General features: G+C 69.8%; 14 protein-coding genes. 7 read left to right on the forward strand and 7 right to left on the reverse strand.

What is annotated here, in order from left to right:
* The first annotated feature begins 19 nt into the window (after positions 1-19).
* Positions 20-598, forward strand: coding sequence for a TetR/AcrR family transcriptional regulator (locus ACFWY9_RS37285; RefSeq protein ID WP_378324738.1), 579 nt, complete (start codon positions 20-22; stop codon positions 596-598).
* An 84-nt stretch (positions 599-682) separates the two neighbouring features.
* Here ACFWY9_RS37285 and solA read toward each other — a convergent pair whose 3' ends face one another.
* The 4 genes from solA to ACFWY9_RS37305 form a co-directional block, all read right to left on the reverse strand.
* Positions 683-1,825 (reverse strand): N-methyl-L-tryptophan oxidase, encoded by a 1,143-nt coding sequence (gene solA / locus ACFWY9_RS37290; RefSeq protein ID WP_378341111.1) that lies wholly within the window; start codon positions 1,823-1,825, stop codon positions 683-685.
* A gap of 32 nt (positions 1,826-1,857) precedes the next feature.
* Positions 1,858-2,043: a 4-oxalocrotonate tautomerase family protein gene (locus tag ACFWY9_RS37295; protein ID WP_378324736.1), complete on the reverse strand. Its 186-nt coding sequence runs from the start codon at positions 2,041-2,043 to the stop codon at positions 1,858-1,860.
* On the reverse strand, positions 2,034-3,314 hold the full coding sequence (locus tag ACFWY9_RS37300; protein WP_378324734.1) for a DegT/DnrJ/EryC1/StrS family aminotransferase: 1,281 nt from the start codon (positions 3,312-3,314) through the stop codon (positions 2,034-2,036). The genes ACFWY9_RS37295 and ACFWY9_RS37300 overlap by 10 nt, the downstream gene beginning before the upstream one ends.
* A gap of 182 nt (positions 3,315-3,496) precedes the next feature.
* Complete coding sequence (locus ACFWY9_RS37305) at positions 3,497-5,107, reverse strand: (2,3-dihydroxybenzoyl)adenylate synthase (RefSeq protein ID WP_378341112.1); 1,611 nt, start codon at positions 5,105-5,107, stop codon at positions 3,497-3,499.
* A 502-nt stretch (positions 5,108-5,609) separates the two neighbouring features.
* Here ACFWY9_RS37305 and ACFWY9_RS37310 point away from each other — a divergent pair.
* From ACFWY9_RS37310 to ACFWY9_RS37330, 5 genes are read left to right on the forward strand one after another with little or no spacing between them, the layout of a single operon-like run.
* The gene (locus tag ACFWY9_RS37310; RefSeq protein WP_378324731.1) at positions 5,610-6,683 is read left to right on the forward strand and encodes an LLM class flavin-dependent oxidoreductase; all 1,074 of its coding nucleotides are present in this window, start codon (positions 5,610-5,612) and stop codon (positions 6,681-6,683) included.
* Between the two features lie 40 nt (positions 6,684-6,723).
* Positions 6,724-10,149: an amino acid adenylation domain-containing protein gene (locus tag ACFWY9_RS37315; RefSeq protein WP_378341113.1), complete on the forward strand. Its 3,426-nt coding sequence runs from the start codon at positions 6,724-6,726 to the stop codon at positions 10,147-10,149.
* Positions 10,150-15,645: an amino acid adenylation domain-containing protein gene (locus ACFWY9_RS37320; protein WP_378341114.1), complete on the forward strand. Its 5,496-nt coding sequence runs from the start codon at positions 10,150-10,152 to the stop codon at positions 15,643-15,645. It abuts the gene before it with no gap.
* A complete protein-coding gene (locus tag ACFWY9_RS37325; RefSeq protein ID WP_378341115.1) occupies positions 15,642-16,793 on the forward strand; it encodes a saccharopine dehydrogenase NADP-binding domain-containing protein in 1,152 nt (383 codons plus the stop codon). The genes ACFWY9_RS37320 and ACFWY9_RS37325 overlap by 4 nt, the downstream gene beginning before the upstream one ends.
* A gap of 37 nt (positions 16,794-16,830) precedes the next feature.
* Entirely contained in the window at positions 16,831-17,880 is a 1,050-nt protein-coding gene (locus ACFWY9_RS37330) for an LLM class flavin-dependent oxidoreductase (RefSeq protein ID WP_378324726.1), read from the forward strand.
* A 119-nt stretch (positions 17,881-17,999) separates the two neighbouring features.
* On the opposite strand, the gene ACFWY9_RS37335 is transcribed toward ACFWY9_RS37330, so the two are convergent.
* The gene (locus ACFWY9_RS37335; RefSeq protein WP_378341116.1) at positions 18,000-19,067 is read right to left on the reverse strand and encodes an LLM class flavin-dependent oxidoreductase; all 1,068 of its coding nucleotides are present in this window, start codon (positions 19,065-19,067) and stop codon (positions 18,000-18,002) included.
* A gap of 56 nt (positions 19,068-19,123) precedes the next feature.
* A complete protein-coding gene (locus ACFWY9_RS37340) occupies positions 19,124-20,389 on the reverse strand; it encodes an MFS transporter (protein ID WP_378341117.1) in 1,266 nt (421 codons plus the stop codon).
* A 168-nt stretch (positions 20,390-20,557) separates the two neighbouring features.
* On the opposite strand from ACFWY9_RS37340, the gene ACFWY9_RS37345 reads away from it, so the two are divergent.
* Positions 20,558-21,283 carry a TetR/AcrR family transcriptional regulator gene (locus ACFWY9_RS37345; protein ID WP_378324723.1) on the forward strand — a complete coding sequence of 242 codons (726 nt, stop codon included), beginning with the start codon at positions 20,558-20,560 and terminating at the stop codon, positions 21,281-21,283.
* A 14-nt stretch (positions 21,284-21,297) separates the two neighbouring features.
* On the opposite strand, the gene ACFWY9_RS37350 is transcribed toward ACFWY9_RS37345, so the two are convergent.
* Positions 21,298-21,825, reverse strand: a complete 528-nt coding sequence (locus ACFWY9_RS37350; RefSeq protein WP_378324722.1) for a flavin reductase family protein — start codon at positions 21,823-21,825, stop codon at positions 21,298-21,300.
* Between the last annotated feature and the right edge of the window lie 46 nt (positions 21,826-21,871).

Below are 21,871 nucleotides of genomic sequence, written 5' to 3' on the forward strand. Positions count from 1 at the left end.
TGTCTGATAGCATCAGCGGGTGACCGCACCGACCGGACGCCGCGAGCGCAAGAAGGCCGCGACTCGTCAGAAGATCGCCGAGACCGCCCTCCGGCTGTTTCTGGAACGCGGATACGACGCGGTGGGTATCCGCGACGTGGCCGCCGAGGCCGACGTGGCCGTCACCACCGTCTTCTCCCACTTCGCCTCGAAGGAGGCTCTGGTTTTCGAGCAGGACCAGGACTTCGAGCACCGCCTCACCCAGGCGGTCTCCGACCGGGCGCCGGACGAGCCGCTCATTCCCGTGCTGCGCCAGGAGATCCTGGCGATGGTGCGGCATTGCACGGGCGACGGCGCGGCGCCGCTCTGGCGCATGATCGAGGGCTCGCCTGCCTTGCGGCAGTACGAGGAGTCGATGCGGTTGCGTCATGCGGAGTCACTGGCCGCGGCCATCGCCGCCGATCCCGGTCTGCCCCAGAGCACCACCGCCTGCCGCACGATCGCGAGGTTCGTGATCGACGCCTACTCGGTAGCTCGCGAGGCGGCCGACCCGGATGCCACGGTCGACGAGATCTTCCCGATGATCGAGGCGGCCTGGGCCGTCACTCGCCGTTCGTGACCTTGGCGGGAAACGGTTCCTCCAGGTGCTGTCACGGCGGCGCGGCCGGGCCGCCACCACGGCGTGAGCACGACGGTGCGTGGTTCAGCCGAACCGGTTCGGGTCGGTGAACCCCAGCGCGCACACCGGATCCCGGCCGAGCACCAGATCGGCGAGCACGTCACCGATGCCCGTGGCGTGCTTCGCCCCGTGCGCGTTGCAACCGCCCGCGATCACCAGGCGAGGGTCGCGGCGTGGCCGTCCGAGCACGAACTGCCCGTCCGGCGTCCGGCTGAACATGCACACCGCGACCTTCGCCGGTACGGGGTCCAGCCCTGGCAGCACTTCGGGCAGCAGGGGAGTGAGCGCCTGCCAGTCCGAGGCGGACACCGAGCGATCCTCGCCGTCCAGGTCGAAGGGGCGCGGATCGTCCCCGCCGTCCTCCAGCCCGAGCTTGACCTCGTGTTCGCCTTCCCTGCCGTTGCCCCAGAGGACGCGGCCGTCGTCGAGCTGCCGCATGAACACCGGGAACCGGTGCAGCGCGAACGGCTCCCGGTCGCCGTCCGGGGCGAACCAGTTGATCGGCATCCGGATGGCGTCCAGTGGCAGACCGGGAACCAGGGTGGGCAGCCACGCGCCTGCCGTGACCACCACCTGACCGGTCCGGAACGTCCTGGCCGGTGTGTGCACCAGGACGCCACCGGGGATCAGCTCGATGCCGGTGACCGTGGTGTGCGGATGGATGCGCGCGCCACCGGCCTCGGCCAGCCGGACGGCGGCGCGGACCGCGGCCTCCGGGCGGAGGATGCCTGCCGAGGGTTCCCACACTCCGATGTGGTCCGGGTGCAGGCCGGTGTGCTGCGGGTACCGTGCCCGCAGGTCGGCGGCGGCGAGCCGTTCGACGTCGACACCGTGCTCGGCCGCGGCGCGCAGGGTCCCACCGACCGTCTTCCCGTCCTCCGGGCCGATCAGCAGGCCGCCGACCGGATGGAAAAGATGGCTGCCCGCAGTGGTTTCCAGTTCCCGCCACAACGCGAGCGAGCGTCTGGCCAGCGGCACCAGGCCGGGGTGTTCCAGGCAGGTGATGCGAAACATCCGGCTGCCGCCGTGGGACGAGCCGAACGCGTGGCCGATCCCGTGCCGTTCGACGCCGATCACGTCGACGCCACGCTGACGCAGCCGCCACAGCGCGGCCGAACCCCATGCGCCGAGCCCGATCACCAGCACGTCGGCATCCTGCCGGGTCATCCGCGCCGTCCTTCCGTTGCCGGCTCAGGGCACTACCCGGCCTGCCTGCCGGCGATTCCCCAGTGCGACGCCGGGATTCCTTCCAGTACCACCCAGGTCTGCTCACGGGCGTCCGGGCCGAGCGCGGCGCCCACCGCTTCGGTGAGCCGCTCGATCAGTGTCCGCTCGGTGTCCTCGGTCAGCCTGCCTTCCAGCAGCTTGACGGTGATCAGCGGCATGGGATCCTCCTTGGCCGGCGGGACGGACGTGGCACGGAACCGGCGAGCTCCCGCAGGCTGTCGTCCAGCACGTCCAGCAGGTAGCGCACCTGGTCGTCGGTGAGCTCCGGGTGGCACGGCAGGTTCACGTGCTGCTCGAACCAGAGACGCTCGGCGACCGGGCACTCGCCGTCGCCGTGCCCTCGGTGCCGCCACTCCGGAGTGAGGTGCAGCGGGAAGTACCGGAGCTGGATCTCCACTCCGCGCCGGTCGAGTACCCGGATCAGTTCGTCCCGGATCTCCCTCTCCGCGACGAAGAACGTGTAGAGGTGACAGGCGTGCCGGACACCACCGGGGGTGGTGGGCACCCGGACGAACGGGTACCCGCCGAGCACGTCGTCGATCCGGGCCGCGATGGCCCGGCGCCGCTCGACCAGCGCGTCGAGCTTGTCCAGCTGGGCGAGGCCCACCGCGGCCGCCGCCTCGGACAGGGTCGCGTTGGTGCCCGCCCGGCGGATACCGGTGCAGGAATGCCGGTAGACGTCGGCGGAGTACTTCATCCACGGCAACGCGACCGGGGGGTCGGCAGGCCAGGGGGCGGAGCTGAACGTGCCGTCGATCTCGTTGGAGCGTAGCCGTTCGAGCCGTTCCGCCCAGTCCTCCCGGTGACAGGTGATCATGCCGCCTTCGCCGAGAGTGGTGATGTTCTTGGAGCTGTGGAAGCTGAAACAGCCGAGGTCGCCGAGTGCGCCCGGACGCCGGGCGTGGTAGGCGGCGCCGAGCGCGTGCGCGCAGTCCTCGACCACGGTGATGCCCCGCGGCCGCGCCAGCGCCATGATCTCGTCCATCCGCGCCGGGTACCCGCCGAAATGCACCAGCAGGATTGCCTTGGTGCGGCGGGAAAGGAGCGGACGCAGCGCGTCCGGGTCGAGGTTCAGCGAAACCGGGTCGATATCGCAGAACCGGACGTCGACGTCGTAGTCCAGCAGCGGCTGAATGGTGCCCTGGTAGGTCTGCGGGGTCACCACGACCTCGTCGCCCGGTTCCAGGTCGAGCAGGTGGATGGCGAGCTCCAGCGCGACGGTACCGCTGGTCACCGACACCGCGTGCCTGCTTCCGATGTGCGCGCGGAACCGCTCCTCGAACCGGGTCCGCCAGCCGCCCTGCGACAGCGGATCACCGGACTGGACGACCTCGGTGAGCGCGGCCAGGTCGGTGTGGTCGAGCACGCTGCCCCGGCGAGCCCAGGGTACCCGGTACCGGGAGTCCACTGTGGACTGTGGCGTCACCACGGGAAACGCCAGGCGGCACAGCGGGACTTCCTGGTGCGGTTCGGCTTCGCGCGTCTCGCCGTGGACGCTCGAGCCGGTCCGGACCCCGCTCGGGGCCGGCTGGGTGACCGTTGCCGCACAACGAACTCCTCGGGACGGGGCCGGAAGGTGCCGGCCGGACGAAACTCCTGCGGAAACCGGGCTCAGTGGCTACCGGCCTTGGCGGTCAGCCTGGCCGCCAGCGCCTTCTTGTCGATCTTGCCGAGACCGGTGAGCGGGAACGAGTCCACGACCTCGATCCGGTCCGGCAGCTTGAACTCCGCGAGCCCCCTGGCGAGCAGGAACCTGGTGATCTCGGCCAGGGTCGGTGCGGTGTTCGCCGCGATCAGGTAGGCATGGGTTCGCTCGCCGAGCACCTCGTCGGGGGTGGCGACCACCGAGGCCTGGCGGATGCCGGGGTGCGCCATCAGGTGGGCCTCGACCTCCGGCGCGGACACCTTGTCGCCGCCCCGGATGATGACGTCCTTGCTCCGGCCCTCGACCACGATGTTGCCGTCCTCGGTGCGGCGAACCAGGTCGCCGGTGCGGTAGAAGCCGTCTTCGGTGAACGCGATGGCGTTGTGTTCCGGCGCGCGGTAGTACCCGCGCAGGGTGTACGGCCCCTTGGTCAGCAGCTCGCCGACCTCGCCGGTCGGCACCTCCCGGTCCGCGGAGTCGACCACGCGCAGTTCGTCGGCGGGGGAAAGGGGGCTGCCCTGCACGGTGAGCACCGTCTCGGGGGAGTCGTCCCGGCGCGTCATGCACAGCAGTCCCTCGGCCATGCCGAACACCTGCTGCAGCCGGCAGCCGAAGGCGGGTTCGATCCGGGCCGCGACCGAGGTGTGCAGTTTGGCACTGCCGATCTGCAGCAACTCCAGGCTGGACAGGTCATGTGCGGTCCACTCCACGGCTTCCAGCCACAGGTGCGCGATGGACGGCACGATCGAGGTGAACGTCGGCCGTTCGCGCTCCAGCAGGGCGAAGCACTCGTCCGGGCTCGGGCTGCTCGCCATGATCACGGTGCCACCGGCGACGAAGGTGCCGATGATGCCGGGGCAGCCCCAGGGGAAGTTGAACTCCACCGGGAGCACCGTCAGGTAGCGGGAGCCGGTGTCCAGCTCACAGGCCTGTGCCGAAACCCTTGCCTGGTACAGATAGTCGTCGTGGGTGCGGGGGATCAGCTTGGGCAGCGCCGTGGTTCCGCCCGACAGCAGGAAGAACGCCACGTCCGCCGGGTCGGGGCCGGGGAGGGTGACCGGGTCGGCGTCGAGCCCGGAAAGCGCGGTGAACTCCTCGGCGGCACCGGCAACGATGACGTGCCGGAGCGAGTGCACCGACGCGCGTACGTCCCTGGCCAGGGCACGGTAGTCGAAGCCGTTGTGGGTGTCCGCGATGAAGTAGGCGACCGCGTCGGAGTGCGAGCACAGATGCTTGATCTCGTTGCCGCGGTGTGCGGGCAGGGCGAAGACGGGCAGCGCGCCGAGGCGGAACAGGGCGAAGCAGACGACCACGAACTCCGGGATGTTCGGGAGCTGGACGACGACCCGGTCGCGCGGGGCGATACCGAGCCCGCGGAGACCGGCGGCCAGCCGGTCCGCCCGCCGGTCGAGTTCGGCGTAGGTCAGCCGGGTGGTCTCGCCGATCAGCGCCTCCTTGCCGCCGAGGGTGGCCGCGCGCCGGCGCAGCAGATCGCCGAGCAGTTCCCCGCGCCAGTAACCGGCCGCGCGATAGCGTGCGGCGTCCTCGGCGGGGCATGGAACACATCCGTCAAGCATGGTGTGCTTTCCCTACTTTCTGCATCGCGGTGGCGCGGCGTCGCAAAATCGCCCGGCCGGCGTTCACAGTTGCTCGGAGGTGACCGGGAATCGGTAAGACATTGCCTTCGTGCACGGTTTCGGTGAGTGGCATTCGCCCGGAGTCGGCAAGGTATTTCAGATAATGGAATGCCGCTCGGCTGTTCCGGTACCACCGTTTGCGCGCGCGGGTTGCTCCGCTCGGGGCAAGGTTTTGCCTGTGGGCTGGCATTTTTGCAGGTGGTTGCCGGTGGTCGAGTATCGGATCGGCTCTTGTTCGCACACGAAGTCGTGGTTGGCAAAACTGTTGTGCTAACTGGTTGCGAACTGGTTGCGAACTTTTCGACAGGGTCGAACTTGCGGTGCGTGAATCAATTGTGTTAGGCAGGAACGGTAACGGCACCACGACCGATCGTGACTGTTTTCGTGTTCCAGGCCGCGTGCTGCCGCCCGTGTAGTGGGAGACCGAATATGGGGTGTTGTCGTGGATTTCGGTGTCAACCTGTTTCCCGTGCTCAGTCCCGCGGAGAAGAGTGCGAGTGACTACTTCGACGAAAGCCTCGGCATGGTCGGGCTCGCCGAACGGCTCGGCTTCGAACACGTGCAGATCGTCGAACACCATGGTTCGCCCTACGGTGGGTACAGCCCGGACCCGGTGACCTTCCTCGCCGCGGCGGCGCGGAGCACCAGCCGGATCAGGCTGGCCACCGGTGCGGTGATCCCGGCGTTCATCCACCCGGTGAAGCTCGCCGGCAAGCTGGCCATGCTGGACAACCTCTGTCACGGCAGGCTGGACGTCGGGTTCGGCCGGGCCTTCCTGCCCGACGAGTTCGAGCTCTTCGGGGTGCCGATGGCGGAAAGCCACGCGCGGTTCACCGAGGGCATCGAGGCGTGCCGGCGGCTGTGGTCCGAGCAGGACGTGGTCTGGGACGGCCCGTTCCACCGGTTCGGGCCGGTGACCCTGTTGCCGCGTCCGGTGCAGCGGCCGCACCCGCCGATCTTCGTCGCTTCCGCGACCAGCCCGGACACCTGCGCCGCGGCGGGGAAGGCGGGTCACTTCCTGCAGGCCGTCCCTTCGGTGACCACCACCGGGCGATTGCAGGAAATGCTCACCGCCTACCGCGAAGCCCGTGCCGCGGCCGGGCACGACCCGGCCGCCACGCGCATACAGATCAAGTACACCTGCTATCTGTCGGCCGACCGCGCCGAGGCACTGCGCACAGGCGAGACCTACGAACGCAACTACGTCGCCAAGATGGGGGAGGCGATCCGGTCCTGGGCCACCACCCGCAGCGCGCAGTACCCCGGCTACGAGAAGTTCGTGGACAAGGTCGCCGGCTACGACTTCGGCCGCTCCCTGGCCGACGACAAGGTGCTCGCCGGCACCCCGGACGACGTGCGCGGGCAGCTCGACCGCATCGCCGAACGGTTCGGTGACGACGTCACGGTGAGTCTCCAGTTCAACCCCGGATACCTGCCGGTCGGCCAGGCGCGGGCCGCGATGGAGATGTTCGCCCGGCACTTCATGCCGGTCTCGGCGGCCGTGCCGGTGCCGTGATCGCCGTCCGCTCCATCTCCGACCTACGCGAGGGGAACACGTGTCCGCCGGAAACCTTGATCTGGACCTGATCCGCCGGACGGTTGCGGAACTGCTGAACGTCGAGCCGGAAGTGGTCGGCGACGACGACCCGCTCATCGAACTGGGTATGGACTCCGTCAAGCTGATGCGCCTGGTCGGGCGCTGGCAGCGCGGCGGTGTGCCGGTCACCTTCAGAGAGCTGATCGAGCGGCGCACCATCGGCGGGTGGTGGGAGCTGCTCGCCGGGCGCCGGCCCGAGGAGGTCGCCCCACCGGCCACGGAACCGGTCGTCGAGCCGGGCGCACCGTTCTCGCTGACCGGGGTGCAACAGGCGTACTGGATCGGCCGTGGCGACGAGCAGCCGCTGGGCGGCGTCGGCTGTCACGCCTACATGGAGTTCGACACGTCTGCGATCGACCCCGTCCGGTTGGAAACGGCGGTACGCCGGTTGACCGAGCGGCACGGGATGCTGCGCGCGGTGTTTCTCCCGGGTGGCTACCAGCAGATCCTGCCGGAGAGCCGGTGGCAGGGACTGACCGTGCACGACCTGCGTGAGCTCGGTCCGCAGCGGACGGCGGCGCGACTGGAGCAGGTTCGTGACCGGTTGTCCCACCGGCGGCTGGCGGTGGAGTCCGGCCAGGTCTTCGACGTCCAGCTGGCGTTGCTGCCGGGCGCGGCCTGCCGGCTGTACGTCAGCATCGATCTGCTCGTCGCCGACGTGCTCAGCCTCCAGGTGTTCCTGCGGGACCTGGCGCGCTACCACGCCGATCCGGGCGCCACGCCGGCGCCCATCGACTACAGCCTGCCGCGGTATCTCGCCGAGCAGCAGGCGCTTCCGGCGGCGACCAGGGAACAGGCCGAGGAGTACTGGCGGCGGCGCGTCGCCGGGCTGCCGTCCGGGCCGCGGCTGCCACTGGCCGTCGACCCGGACACCGTGCGGCGGCCCCGGTTCACCCGCCGGGAGTTCCGGTTGTCCCCGGCGGATCTGGATCGCCTGCGCCGGCACGCGATCCGGCATGACGTGACGCTGGCTTCGGTGCTCGCCACCGCCTACGCCGAGGTGCTCGGCGCGTGGAGCGAGCAACCGCGGTTCCTGCTCAACGTCCCGCTGTTCGACCGCCAGGACACCCATCCGTCCATTCCGGACATGATCGCCGACTTCACCAGCCTGGTGCTGCTGGAGATCGATACCGGATCCGAGGAGTCCTTCAGCGAGCGGGTGCGTGGCGTGCAGTCCCAGCTGCACCAGGATCTGGCTCACGCGGGCTATTCCGGTGTCGAGGTGCTGCGTGAGATGGCCAGAGTGGACAGTGGGCAGGCGAGAACCGCACCGGTCGTTTTCGCCAGCAACCTCGGCGACGACTTCCTCGGACCCGAGTTCCGCGCCGAGTTCGGCGACCTGAGCTGGATGATCTCGCAGACGCCCCAGGTCTGGCTCGACCACCAGATCTATCCGATGGCGGGCGGGCTGCTGCTGAACTGGGACGCGGTGGAGCAGTTGTTCCCGCCCGGTGTGCTGGACGCGATGTTCGACGTCTACCGCCGGGTGATCCACTGGCTCTGCGACGGAGACTGGTCGGCACCGGCGCCGGTCGCCTTGCCGGAGGCGCAACGGACGGTGCGGGCCACGGTGAACACCACCGCCGCGCCGGAGAGCGAAGCCTTGCTGCACGAGGGTTTTTTCGCCATGGCGAAGTCCGATCCCGGTCGCACCGCGCTGCTGTTCGGCGATACCGGGCGGATGAGCTACGGCGAGCTGGCCCGGCGCGCGCTGAGTGTCGCCGGACGGTTGCGCCGGCACGGTCTCACCGGCCGCGACCCGGTCGTGGTCACGCTGCCGAAGGGACCCGACCAGATCACCGCCGTACTCGGGGTGCTCGCCGCCGGTGGGCACTACGTGCCGATCGGGGTGGACCAGCCACCGGCGCGGCGGGACCGGATTCGCGGCCGCGCCGGAGCCAGGCTGGTACTGACGAGCGAGGCCGGGCGGGCGGGCACGACATGGCCAGCCGGAGTCGAGGTGCTGACCGTTGACCAGGCGATGACCGAGGAACCCCTTGCCGGGCCGGTTTCCGTACCACGGACCGATCCGGCGTACGTGATCTTCACTTCCGGCTCGACCGGCGAGCCCAAAGGCGTGCAGATCAGCCACCGGGCCGCGGTCAACACGGTGACCGACATCAACGAGCGGAACCAGGTCGGCCCGGCGGACCGGGTGCTCGCGGTGTCCGCATTGGACTTCGACCTGTCCGTGTACGACATCTTCGGTCTGCTCACCGCCGGCGGGGCACTGGTGCTGGTCGAAGAGGAGAACCGGCGGGAGGCGCGACGCTGGCACGAACTGGTCGAGCGGCACGGGGTGAGTGTGTGGAACTCGGTTCCCGCGTTGCTGGACATGCTGCTGGTGGCCGCGACCGGCCGGGAGCTGCCGGGTCTCCGGCTGGTGCTGCTGTCCGGGGACTGGATCGGGCTGGACCTGCCCGGCAGGCTGGCTGCCCAGACCGGCGGCCGCGGCAGGCTGATCGCGATGGGTGGCGCGACCGAGGCCGCGATCTGGTCCAACGCCTACGAGGTGGGCGAGGTTCCGTCGCGGTGGCGATCCATCCCGTATGGATTTCCGTTGCGCAACCAGCGATATCGGGTGGTGGACACCCAGGGCAGGGATCGGCCGGACTGGGTGGCGGGCGAGTTGTGGATCGGCGGCACCGGGGTGGCCGACGGCTACCGGGGTGACCCCGGGCTGACCGCCGCCCGATTCGTCGAGTACCAGGGGGATCGCTGGTACCGCACCGGCGATCTCGGCCGGTACTGGCCGGACGGCACCCTGGAGTTCCTCGGCCGGGCCGACCACCAGGTCAAGATCGGCGGGCACCGGATCGAGCTCGGGGAGGTCGAAACCGCGCTGGCCGCGCATCCCGAGGTACGGCACGCGGTGGTGGTCGTGGTGGGGCAGCGGGCGAAGCGGCTCGCGGCGGCGGTGGTGCCGCGTGGCGGCGCCGCCGGTGGTCCGGCCGGTCTCGTGGACTGGCTCGCCGACCGGCTTCCGGGCTACATGATCCCGGACACCGTGCTCACGCTGGACGAGCTTCCGTTGAGTGGCAACGGAAAGGTGGACCGGTCCGCGGTGGGGCAGCTGCTCGCCGGTGTGGGAGAACAGCGGCCGGACGCCAGCGGGCCACTGGACGGCCCGGTGGAGAAGGAGCTGGCCGGGCTGTGGGCGGAGCTACTCGGCGTACCGGGTGTCGGGCGGGACGAAGACTTCTTCCGGCTCGGCGGGAACAGCCTGCTCGCCACCAGGCTGGTGGACGGGATCGGCCGCCGGTTCGGCATCCGGGTCTCGCTGCGCGAACTGTTCGGGAGCCCCACTGTCGGCCTGCTCGCCACCCTGCTCGAGCGGCAGCTCGCCGAACTCGAAACCCAGGGACTTGAGGACGGAGAACTGTAGATGATCGGCGACCTGATCGCGGAGCTGACCGCCGCCGGGGTCACCCTGTGGACCGAGGACGGACGGCTTCGTTTCCGCGCGCCACGCGGATATCTGACGGCACAACGGCTGGACCGGTTGCGGGAGCACAAACAAGCCATTCTCGAGCACCTGCGCCAAACCGAGGCGAGTTCCTCGATCACGCCCGACCCCGGTGCGCGGCACGAGCCCTTCCCACTGACCGACGTGCAGTCGGCCTACCTGCTCGGCCGCAGTGACGCCTTCGACTACGGAGCCGTTGCCTGCCACGGCTATCTGGAATTCGCCTTCGCCGAGCTGGATCCGGTCCGGCTGGAGCCGGTGTGGCGGGACATGATCGCCCGGCACGACATGCTCCGCGCGGTGGTCTCCCCGGAGGGCTACCAGCGAGTGCTGGCCGAGGTCCCGGCCTACCGGATCGAGGTCGAGGATCAGCGTGGCGAGCCGCCTGCCGGGGTCCAGCGGGCGATCGAGGCGACCAGGCAGCGGTGGTCGCACCGGGTCCGCCGCACCGACGAGTGGCCGCTGATCGACCTGCTGGTGACCAGGACCGACCGGCAGGACATCCTGCATGTCTCGGTGGATCTGCTGGTCTGCGACTACTTCAGCGTCCAGTTGCTGTTCGCCGAGCTGGCCAGGCGGTACGCCGGTGAGGACGTGGGCCAGGATCCGGAACCGACCTTCCGGGACTACGTGCTCGCCGAGCGCGGGCTGCGGGACAGCGCCGGTTACCGGGCGGACCGGGACTACTGGTGGCAGCGGATCGACCGGCTGCCGCCCGGGCCCGAGCTGCCCGTGCTGGAGCGCTCGGCGACCGACTCGCCACCGAGGTTCGCCCGCTGGGAGACCCGGTTGTCGAAGGCGGAGTGGGGCGAGCTCGGCCGGCAGGCCGCGGCACACGGGATCACCGTGTCCACCGCGGTGCTGGCCGCCTACGCCGAGGTGATCGGCCGCTGGAGCAGGCGATCGGCGTACACCCTCAATCTCACCCTGCTCAACCGGCTCCCGCTGCACCCGGACGTCGACCGGTTGATCGGGGACTTCAGCTCGGTGACCCTGCTGCCGGTGGACACCGCCGGCGGCGCACCGCTCGGCGAGCGGGCGCGGGCCATGCAGGCACAGCTCTGGTCCGATATGGACCATCGGTCGTGTTCCGGGGTGGAGGTGCTGCGGGAGCTCGGCAGGCGGCGTGGCCGGGACGCCGCGCTGCTGCCGGTCGCCTTCACCAGCACCCTCGGCGTCGGAGCCGAAAGCGGGGACGGCACCGGGCCGGCCGGCTTGATGCCCGGCGCGGAGCTGGTCTACGGCATCAGCCAGACACCGCAGGTGTGGATCGACTGCCAGGTGATGGAGGGCAAGGAAGAGCTGCTGGTCAACTGGGACGTGCGGGAAGGGGTGTTCCCGGACGGGCTGGTCGAGCCCGCGTTCGCCGCGTTCACCACGCTGCTGCACGAACTCGCCGCCGGGGACGACGCGTGGACGAGCAACGATCCGGTCCGGCTCCCCGCCGCACAGCTGGCCGTCCGCCAGGCGGTCAACGGGACCGCCGGGCCGTTGCCGGACGGGCTGCTCCACCACGAGGTCGTCGCCACGGCCCTGCGTACCCCTGATCGGACGGCGGTGCGCAGCACGCGGCGTGCCCTGACCTACCGGGAGCTGCTGGACCGTGCCGGCGCGGTCGCCGACGAGCTGTCCTCGGCGGGCTGCGAGCGGGGCGAGCTGGTGGCCGTGGTGATGGACAAGGGCTGGGAACAGGTGGTCGGCGTGTTCGGCGTGCTGCTCGCCGGAGCGGCCTATCTGCCGATCGACACCAACCAGCCGCCGGCCCGCCGCGACGCCATTCTGCTCGACGCCGGGGTTCGCCGGGTGCTCACCCAGCCGTGGCTGGCCGGCTCGCTCGGGTTGCCGGACGGTGTCCGGCATCTGACCGTCGAGGCGGAAGATCCGCCGGAACACCGGGTGCGCGCGGTTCCGGAACAGGCGGGGCCGGACGACCTCGCCTACGTGATCTACACGTCGGGTTCGACCGGACGGCCCAAGGGCGTCATGATCACGCATCGGGCCGCGCGCAACACCATCGACGACATCAACCGCCGGTTCGGCGTCGGCGACGGCGACCGGGTACTCGGTCTCGCCAACCTCGGTTTCGACCTGTCCGTCTACGACCTGTTCGGCCCGCTCGCCGTGGGCGGCTCCCTGGTCCTGCCGTCGGCCGGCCGCCGGGGCGACCCGTCGCACTGGGCGGAGACGATCGACGAGCACGGCGTCACGCTGTGGAATTCGGTGCCCGCTCAGCTGCACATGCTCGGCCAGTACCTGGATTCCGGCCACCCGGCCGAAGGCGGTGGTGGTGTCCTGCCCACCCTGCGGCTGGCGTTGCTGTCCGGGGACTGGATCCCGGTCGGCCTGCCGGATGCGATGCGCCGCCGGCTGCCGGGGCTGAGCCTGGTCAGCCTCGGTGGCGCGACCGAGGCGTCGATCTGGTCGATCCACTACCCGATCGGCCAGGTCGACCCGGCATGGCGCAGCATCCCCTACGGCACTCCGCTGACCAACCAGAGCTTCCACGTACTGGACGAGGCCATGCGGCCGTGCCCGGATCTGGTGCCCGGCAACCTCTACATCGGCGGAGCCGGTGTCGCGTCGGGCTACCTGGGTGACGAGGAGAAGACCGGGGAACGGTTCGTGACCCATCCGGTCACCGGGGAGCGGCTGTACTCGACCGGCGACGTCGGCCGCTACCTGCCCGACGGTGTCATCGAATTCCTTGGCAGGGAAGACTTCCAGGTCAAGGTGCGCGGCCACCGGATCGAGCTGGCCGAGATCTCCTCGGTGCTGGCCGAGCATCCCGCCATCGCCTCGGCCGAGGTGCTGGTGGACGGGAGCGACGCGCTGGATCGTCAGTTGGTCGCCTTTGCCGAGACCGCGCGGAACCCGGAGACCACGCACGCCGTTCCGGATCTGAGGGCGGTGGCGGAGGCGGCAGGCGCGGAGCTGAGCACCCGCGTCGACGGCGAGGCGCTCACCGAAATCTCCGGGCTGGTGGAGCGGGTCGCGCTGGCTTCGATGGCCGACGCGCTGTGGCAGGCCGGGCTGTTCAGCGACCCCGGCGTGGTACACGGGCTACCGGAGATCCTGACCGCGACCGGAGCGGCCGAGCGTAACCACCGGCTGATCCGGCGCTGGCTGAAGGCGTTGTCGAAGGAGGGCATGCTCGAGCGGGTCCCGGCGGGCTACCGCGATCTGCGGGCGCCCTCCCGTGCCGCCATCGAGGCGATGTGGCGGCGGATCGACGAACTGGAGCCGGTGGTCGACTGGGGCGTCGAGCTGTTGCGGTATCTGCGGGTCGCCGAGCAGAACCTGCCGGAGCTGATTCGCGACGAACTCGACCCGTTGAGCCTGCTGTTCCCCGAGGGCAGGCTGGAGGTCGCCGAAGCGGCGTACCGGGAAAACCTGATCAGCGGCTACCTGAACCGGGTCGTGGTGCACACCGTCCGCCGGATCGCCGAGGGACGGAGAGGTGGCGCTCCGCTGCGGGTGCTGGAGATCGGCGCCGGCGTCGGCGGCACCAGCAACGACCTGATCCCCGCGCTCACCGAGTTCGACGCCGACTACCTGTTCACCGACCTGTCCCAGTTCTTCCTGAACGAGGCAAGGCAACGGTTCGCCGAACAGCCGTGGGTGCGCTACGGGTTGTTCGACCTCAACGAGCCGTATCGGAATCAAGGGGTCGCGCCCAACTCGGTGGACGTCGTCCTGTGTGCCAACGTGCTGCACAACTCCAAGCATGCCGGGAAGGTACTGGCCCGGTTCCACGAACTGCTCGCGCCGGGTGGCTGGCTGGTGTTCATCGAGGCGACCAGGGACACCTACCACGCGATGGCCTCGATGGAATTCAAGGAGGGCCTGACCGACTTCGTGGATTTCCGGGCGGAGCAGGACACCACCTTCATCGGCCGCGAGCAGTGGCTGGAACTGCTGACCGAGGCCGGCGCGGAACCCGCCTTCTGCCTGCCGGCGCCGGACGACCCGTTGTCCCGGATCGGCCAGCACGTCTTTGCCGCACAGGTGAAAACCGGACGGATGCCGGTGACCGCGGCCGAGCTGACCGGACATCTCGACGAGCGGCTTCCCGACTACATGGTGCCAGCCGAGATCCAGGTGGTCGACTCGATTCCGTTGAGCGACAACGGAAAGGTCGATCGCCGGGCCCTCGCGGACTGGCTGCCGAAACACGTGGCGCGACAGCGGCCGGCCGGTGGCACCGCCCCGGTGGGCGCCAGGGAACGCGCGCTGGCCGAGGTGTGGTCGGAGGTGCTCCAGGTCCCCCAGGTGGGCCGGGACGAGAACTTCTTCGCACTGGGCGGCGACTCGCTCCTGGTCGCGCAGCTGATCGGGCGGGTTCGGGAGCGGTTGCCGGAAGCGGCCGGGCGCAAGTGGGACAACCTGCTGCGGCAGATGCTCAACCAGCCGACCATCGCCGCCACCGCGGCGTACCTGAGCCGTGGTTCCGGCCAGGACGCGACCACGACGGGCTCGCTGATCCGGATCAACGACGTCGCCGGCGGCACGGCGATGGTGTTCGTGCACGACGGTGCCGGCACCATCGCGCCGTACCGGGCGCTGCTCGACGCGCTCGGCGACCACGGCCCGAGCCTGGGGCTGGCCCTGGCCGACATAGAGCCGTTCCTCGCCGCCGACCCCGGCGATCTGATCAAGCGACTGGCCGGCGATTACGCCACCGAGTTGCTGGCAGCGGGACACGACAAGGTGCGCGTCGTCGGCTACTGCATGGGCGGGCTGCTGGCGACCGAGCTGGCGAGCGAGCTGACCGAACAGGGTGCCACCGTCGAGAATCTCACGGTGATCAGCAGCTACCGGGTGCCGTTCCTGGTGGAAGACGATCTGCTCGCCGAGTACATCTTCGCCAGGGTGATGCGGGCCGACCCGGTCGCACTCGGTTATCCGGCCGACGAGGTCGCCATGCGGCAGACCATCGCGGCGGTGCTGGCGAAGACCCCCGGCAGGGTACCGGCCGGGTCACTGGCCGAAGTACCGGAAACCGGCGAAGTGGCCGAAGCGGTCCGTGCCTTCCGCCGGCTCGCCGGGCGGGAGCAGTCCGAACGGCTGGCCGCGATCGGCGCCACGATGCGTTACGCGGGCTCGGAACTCGGCTCGGCGGAACGCGTCCGCGATCAGTACCGGGTGCTCAAGCACAGCCTGACCGCGGTCGCCCGGCACGACGCCACTCCCTACCGGGGACCGGTGACCTTCATCCGGCAGCTGGGCGAAACCCAGGTCCTGCCGGGCATGCGCAAGGACATGAGCACCTACTGGGAGCAGCTCTGCCTCGGCGAACTCCGCGTCGTCGATGTGCCCGGTGACCACTTCAGCTGCCTGCACCCGCCGAACGTCAGCTCGGTGTTCACCGCGTTGACCACCGACCGGGGGACCGGGCGGACGGTCGGGGCGCCATGACCCCGGGCCCGCTGGTCGGCCTGGTCGGCGGTTATGGCGCGGTGGGGCGAGCGGCGGCCGAAGCGCTCGCAGGGGGAGGACCGGGCCGGTCCGGCCCCATCCGGCTCCGGGTGGGCGGGCGCAGAGCCGACGTGGCACGGCGATTCGTGGACACCGTGCTGGCAGGCGAAGGAGAGGCTGTCCCGGTCGACGTGTTCGACCAGGACAGCGTGGCCCGGTTCTGCGCCGGCTGCGCGGTCGTGCTGAACTGCGCCGGCCCGTCCTACCGGGTGCTCGACCGGGTGGCGGGCCCGGCATTGACGGCAGGCGCGGACTACGTCGACGTCGGTGGCGACGATCCGCTGCACGAAAAACTCACCGGCCGGGTGCCGGGCGGGCGGCGCGCGCTGCTGTCCGCCGGGATGCTGCCCGGCCTGTCCGCTCTGCTGCCCAAGGTCCTGGCCACCCGGTTCGAAGAAGCCACCGGGCTGACCGGCTACTTCGGCGGAATCGGGCGGTTCACGCGCAGCGCGGCGGAGGACTTCCTGCTCAGCCTCGGCAACGGGTACGGGACGGGGTTCGCCGAGTGGCGGGACGGGGCGGTGCGGCAGGGTTCGCTGACCGTGCTGGAGGACGTCGAGCTCCCGCTTTTTCCCCGCCGCGTCACCGCATACCCGTTTCTCAGCACCGAGCTACGGCGGCTGGCCGAACACCTCGGGCTGCGCGAGGCCCGCTGGTACAACGTCTTCGACGGTTCCGCCGCGCTGTCGATGCTCACCGGCTGGCAGGGCAGGGCGGCTACCGGGTCCGCGGACGACCATGCCGCTGCCGTTTCGCGGCTGGTCCGGGCCAGCGAAGTGGACGCCGCCGGCCGCGCCCCGTACCAGGCCATGTCGCTCCGGATGACGGGCTCGCGCGACGGCGTGGAACACACCGCCGACGCGGTTCTGCGAGCGGCCGACGGCTCCCGGCTGACCGGCACGGTCGGCGCGATCACCACGGCCGCGGCGCTGGCCGGCCGGGTGCCGTCCGGCCTGCACTACGCGGCCGACGTCCTCGATCCGGGCGCGGTGCTCGGCGAGCTGACCGAGGTGCTGCCCGAGGTGACACTGCGCGAGTTCCACGGCACACCGGCGTCCGGCGCGGTGTTCGACGAAGGACTGTTGTGACCGGAGGATCAAGGCACCACGAGAAGTCAGGAGAATGATGAGCAAGGACACGGCGCTCCGATTCGGCGCTTTCGCGGTGACGAACCGGTATCCCGGCCAGTCCGACGCCCAGGTGCTGAACCGGGCACTGGCCGCGGTGGACGCGGCCGAGCAGGCCGGCTTCGACGACATCTGGATAACCGAGCATCACTTCAACGACTACGGGGTGAACCCGTCGGGGCTGACCTTCGCCGCGAACATCCTGGGACGTACCAAGAGGATGCGGGTCGGTACCGCGGTGACGATCCTGCCGCTGCACTCTCCGGTCCACACGGCGGAACAGGTGGCGTTGCTCGACCATGTCTCCGGCGGGCGGTTCGACCTCGGGGTCGGCAGGGCGGAGCCGGTGCTGGACTACGAGGCGATCGGCCACGGTGTGGAGTACTGGCAGCGTGGTCTGGCCGAATCGCTCGATCTGCTGCTGCAGTCCTTCGGCGGCAAGGTGTCCTCGGACACCGACCTGTACCGGTTCCGCGAGGTCCGGCCGCAGCCGCGGCCGCTGACCACTCCGCACCCGCCGGTCTACGTGGCTTCGAACTCACAGTCCTCATTGGAGCTCGCGGCCAGGCAGGGCCTGCCGATGCTGTTGTTCTACGACAAGAACGACGTCACCAAGGCGGAGATGGTCGCCAGGCACAGTGAGCTGGCGGCCGCGGCCGGGCATCCGCGGGACGGTTACGACCATGCCTTCGCGGTGTTCACTCAGGTCAACGACACCGTGGCGGAGGCGCAGCACCTGGTGCGGGACGTGACGATGCCGGCACTCGCCGCGGCGCAGGCCGACTACCACCATCTGATCGAGACGAAAACCCATTTCGAACCGGAGGCGTTCATCGGCCGGTTCGGGTCCTATGTGCTCGGCAACCATCCTGTCGGCACACCGGACATGTGCATCGAACGTCTGGTGCGGAGCATCCGGGTGTCGGGCTGCCGCCGGGTGCTGTGCGAGGTGCTGGCCAGCGGCGACGACGAGGGAACCCTCACCAACATCCGGCGGCTGGGCGCCGAGGTGCTCCCCGAGGTGCGTGCCCGGCTGGCCGGGGACTGACGCCCGCCGGGCAGGAGTGCCCGCATGGCGTGGGCGGGTGGCGGTGGCCGGCCGGCACCCGCCCACGCCCCGGCCACCGCGGGCCTGGGGGGAGAGCACCGCGGTGGGGGGAGCGGCGGTCAGCCGCCGGTCATCGCCCGCAACCGGGGAATTCCCCTGGTACCGAACAGTTCCACCGACCTGCGGATCAGTGCGGGGTCCAAAGTGGAGAAATGCGCGTGCAGGCTCGCGATCTCGAACCCGCCGCACTCCTCGTGATAGCGCAGCATCGACTCGACGACCTCCTCCGGGGTGCCGGCCAGCATCGACCCGTTCTTCACCGAGCTGTCGAAGTCCTCTTCGGCCATCTTGGCCAGCATCTCGGGATAGCCGGGGTAGTCGGCGCTGGTCGTGCCCGCCCAGTCCGATGCCGCGTCGATCAGGCTGTGCAGGTAGTGGTTGACGGCGTCCCTCGGTGCCTCCAGCGCCTCGGCCGAGGTTTCCGCGCAGTAGGTCTGGAAAGCGATCATGACCCGTCCGTCGCCGGGGTGTCCCGCCTCCCGCCACGCCTTCCGGTACGCCGCGATCAGCGAGCTCATCGCGGAGGTCTGCAGCGCGGTCGTCATCACGCCGTAGCCGAGTTCGCCGGCTCGCTGGAAGCTCTTCGCGCTGGAGATCGCGGCGATCCAGAACGGCGGGCGCGGGCGTTGCAGCGGCCGGGGCAGTGAGGTGGTCTCCTCGAACGAGTGGAACTGCCCGGAGAATGCCGAGTTCTCGTGCTCGAGGAGTCCCTCGACGGCGGCGATGCCCTCGTCGAACCGAGACCGGCTTTCGTTGATGTCCACGCCGAACCGGCGGAATTCGTGCGGCAGGAAGGCGCGGGCGAACCCGACCTCCAGCCGCCCGTCGGAGATCGTGTCCACCATGCCGATCTCGCCGGCGAGCTTGAGCGGGTTGGTGAAGATCGGCAGCACCGCTCCGGTGATCAGCCTGAGGTTCTTGCTGCGCTGGGCCGCGGCCGCGAGGAACAGCAGCGGGTTCGGCGAATACCCACCATAGGCGTGGAAGTAGTGCTCCACGGTGCGGACGTGGTGGTAGCCCAGTTCGTCCGCCAGCTCCACCAGGTCGAGGCATTCGGCGAAGTAGTCCCTGGCGGGTTTGCTTCGGTGGTCGCAGTCCGGGAAGAAATGCAGTCCGACGTCAATCATCGGCAACTCCAATCAGCGGGAACGTCCTGGTATCGCGCCGCGGCGGGCGCTCGTGGTCAACGCGTGTTCGGGTGCGCGGCGGTCGGCCGGATGGCAGGCGCCAGCCACACGAACAGCAGCAGCGCCGCGAGCAGGAGGGTGGTGGTGATGAAGGGCGCCAGTGGCGCGAGCTGGTAGAGCCCGGTCCCGATCAGCGGGCCGAACACGAACGTCAGCGCGTTGTTCGCGCCGACGATCCCGGCCACACCGCCCTGTTCGTCCGGACCGACCAGCAGCGTCGGCCCGGACATGTAGCCGGGCAGGCCCATGCCGAGGCCGAGGCCGAGCACGGCGAGGCTGACCATGGTGCTGATCAGTTCCGCGCCGAGTGAGACGCCGAGGAAACCCAGGCCCGCCAAGGTGATCCCGATCCGGAGCAGCCGCAGTGGTGGCCAGCCCAGCTTGGGCACCAGCGCCGCCTGCGCGAGCAGGTAGGGCACTCCGAGCGCCAGCAGCGCCCACGAGGTGTACTGGGCGGCGTCCCCCGGGGCCAGGTCGAGCCGGTCCTGGAGGAGGAACCCGACGGTGATCTGCATGATGCCGAGCGCGAGGAACAGACCGAAACCGGGGACCAGGAACGGCCACAGCCGTCGGTCGAACGGGCTGAGCTTGGCCGCCTTCGGCTTGTCCACGTGCCTCGACTCCGTCGGCAGCCGCAGCCACACGATCGCCGCGACGAACGCCAGCACCGCGGGCGCCACGTACATCGAAAGCAGCAGGCTCGCCTTGCCGAGCAGCCCGCCGAGCAGCGGGCCGACGACGATCGCCAGCCCGCTCGCCGCGCCGACCCAGGACAGCCCGCGCACCCGGGACCGTTCGTCCGGCGTCACGTCCGCCACGTATGCCTGCGCGGTCACCGGAATGGCGGCGAGCAACGCACCGTAGACCAGGCCCCTTGTGCACAGCATCATGACGAACGCGACCGCTCCGCCGACGGTGTGGTTCAAGCCCAGGTGCGCCACCACGGCGAACAGCAGCAGCGCCGCCGCCCCGCCGAGCAGGGTGAGCACCAGTACTCGTTTGCGGCCGATCGTCTGGCTGCGGCGTCCCCAGAACGTGCTTCCCAGCACCACCATGATGGCCGAGGTGGTGATCACCATGCCGAGCTGGAACTCGCTGATGTCCAGTTCACGGGCCAGCGGCGGCAGGATCGGCGCGATGATGTACTGACCGCAGAAACCGCCGAAAACGGCCAGGTAGACCAGGAACAGTGCGCCAGGCGCGGCGGCCGGACTGCCGTCGGCGGGGTGGCGGGTGTGCTCTGGTGCGGTTCTTTCTTCCATGGTCCTGCGCTGCCCTCCCGGAGTCGCGGCTGACGACCTGCGCGGGTACTCGCCGACCTGGTTCGGCACCCCCTGCGCACCGAGTATTGCACACCATTCAACAAGTAAGTGTACCCTTATTTTCTGGTGGGGTGCCGATCGTGCAAGCAGGAGAGATAGGGTTTCGTCATGGTGGAGTCTGGGCCAGGAGGGCGGTCGCGCTGGGCGGCAGGGCTGCCGCCGATCACCCGGAGCGGTGTCATCGATGCTGCGTCGCAGCTCACCAGGGAACACGGACTCGAGGGCTGGACGGTACGCCTGCTCGCGTCGCGGCTCGAAGTCTGGCCTGCGGTGATCTATCACCATGTCGGCGACCGGGAGGCGGTGATCCAGGCGGTCACCGACCATGTGGTCGCGCAGATGCCGTTGCCGGACGCGGACCTGCCCTGGCGGGAATGGTTCTACACGCTGCTCGTGGACGGGCGTGACGTGCTCCGCCGGCATCGCGGGGTCGCCCGCCGGATGCTGGTCCAGCAGGGGCCGCTCGTGCCCTCCGCGCTGCGCCTGATCGACACCGGGGTGCAGGTGCTGCAGCGGGCCGGGCTTGGTGACGAGGAAGCGCCGAGTGTGTACAGCTACCTGCTCAACAGCGGTGTCACGCTGATCGCGGTCGAGGACGACCGGGAGACCAACGCCAAGGCCAGGGCGACGGCGGTGGAGGCGCTCGGCTTGTTCCGCGACGACACCGAGCAGCCCGGTCTTGCCGCGCTGGGACGGTTGCTGCATCGGGAATACGCCGACGCGGAGTCGGCGCGTACCTACCAGCGCGAATTTTTCGCCTACTCCGTCCAGCGTTCCCTTGATGGTGTGCAGGTCCGGCTGGACGAGCTGAAGGCTGAAGAGGGAATCGGCTGAACCGGTCATCCGGCTCACCGGACCGTGCTTCGTTCGGGGTGGCCGGGGAGCGGGCCGACCCGATCCGGCGACCAGTTCCGGTACTTCCGCCGGAAGTAGACGATCGGGTAGGAGTCCTCGCGCGGCGGCTGGCCGATTTCGGCGCGGCCGATGAGGACGACATGGTCGCCGACCACGGATTCCTGCGCGACCGAGCATTCCAGCCACGCGATGACGCCTTCGCACAGCAGGGGCAGGCCGCTTTCCGTCCAGCGCCACGGCACCTCGGCGAACTTGTCGTCCCCTTTGCCGGCGAACGCGTGGCAGATCGCATCGTGCCGGTCGGCCATGAAATGGACGATGAAGCGCTTCCTGGCGCGTAGCGCGGGTAATGTCCTGCTGCTGAGCCCGATGCAGAGCGACAACAGCGGGGGATCGGCGGAAATACTGCACAACGCGTTGGTTGTCAGGCCGGCCGGGACCCGGGCCGTTGTGGAGGTCGTCACGATCGCCACTCCCGTCGGAAAAGCGCTCATGACCGCGAAAAACGTCTGCTGGTCCATGTTCGGATATTAGCGCGCGATCACCGGGGGTACGGCGTGTGAAACA

Origin of the sequence: Amycolatopsis sp. NPDC059027, from assembly GCF_042739735.1 — a bacterium.
In the GTDB taxonomy this organism is placed as follows: domain Bacteria; phylum Actinomycetota; class Actinomycetes; order Mycobacteriales; family Pseudonocardiaceae; genus Amycolatopsis.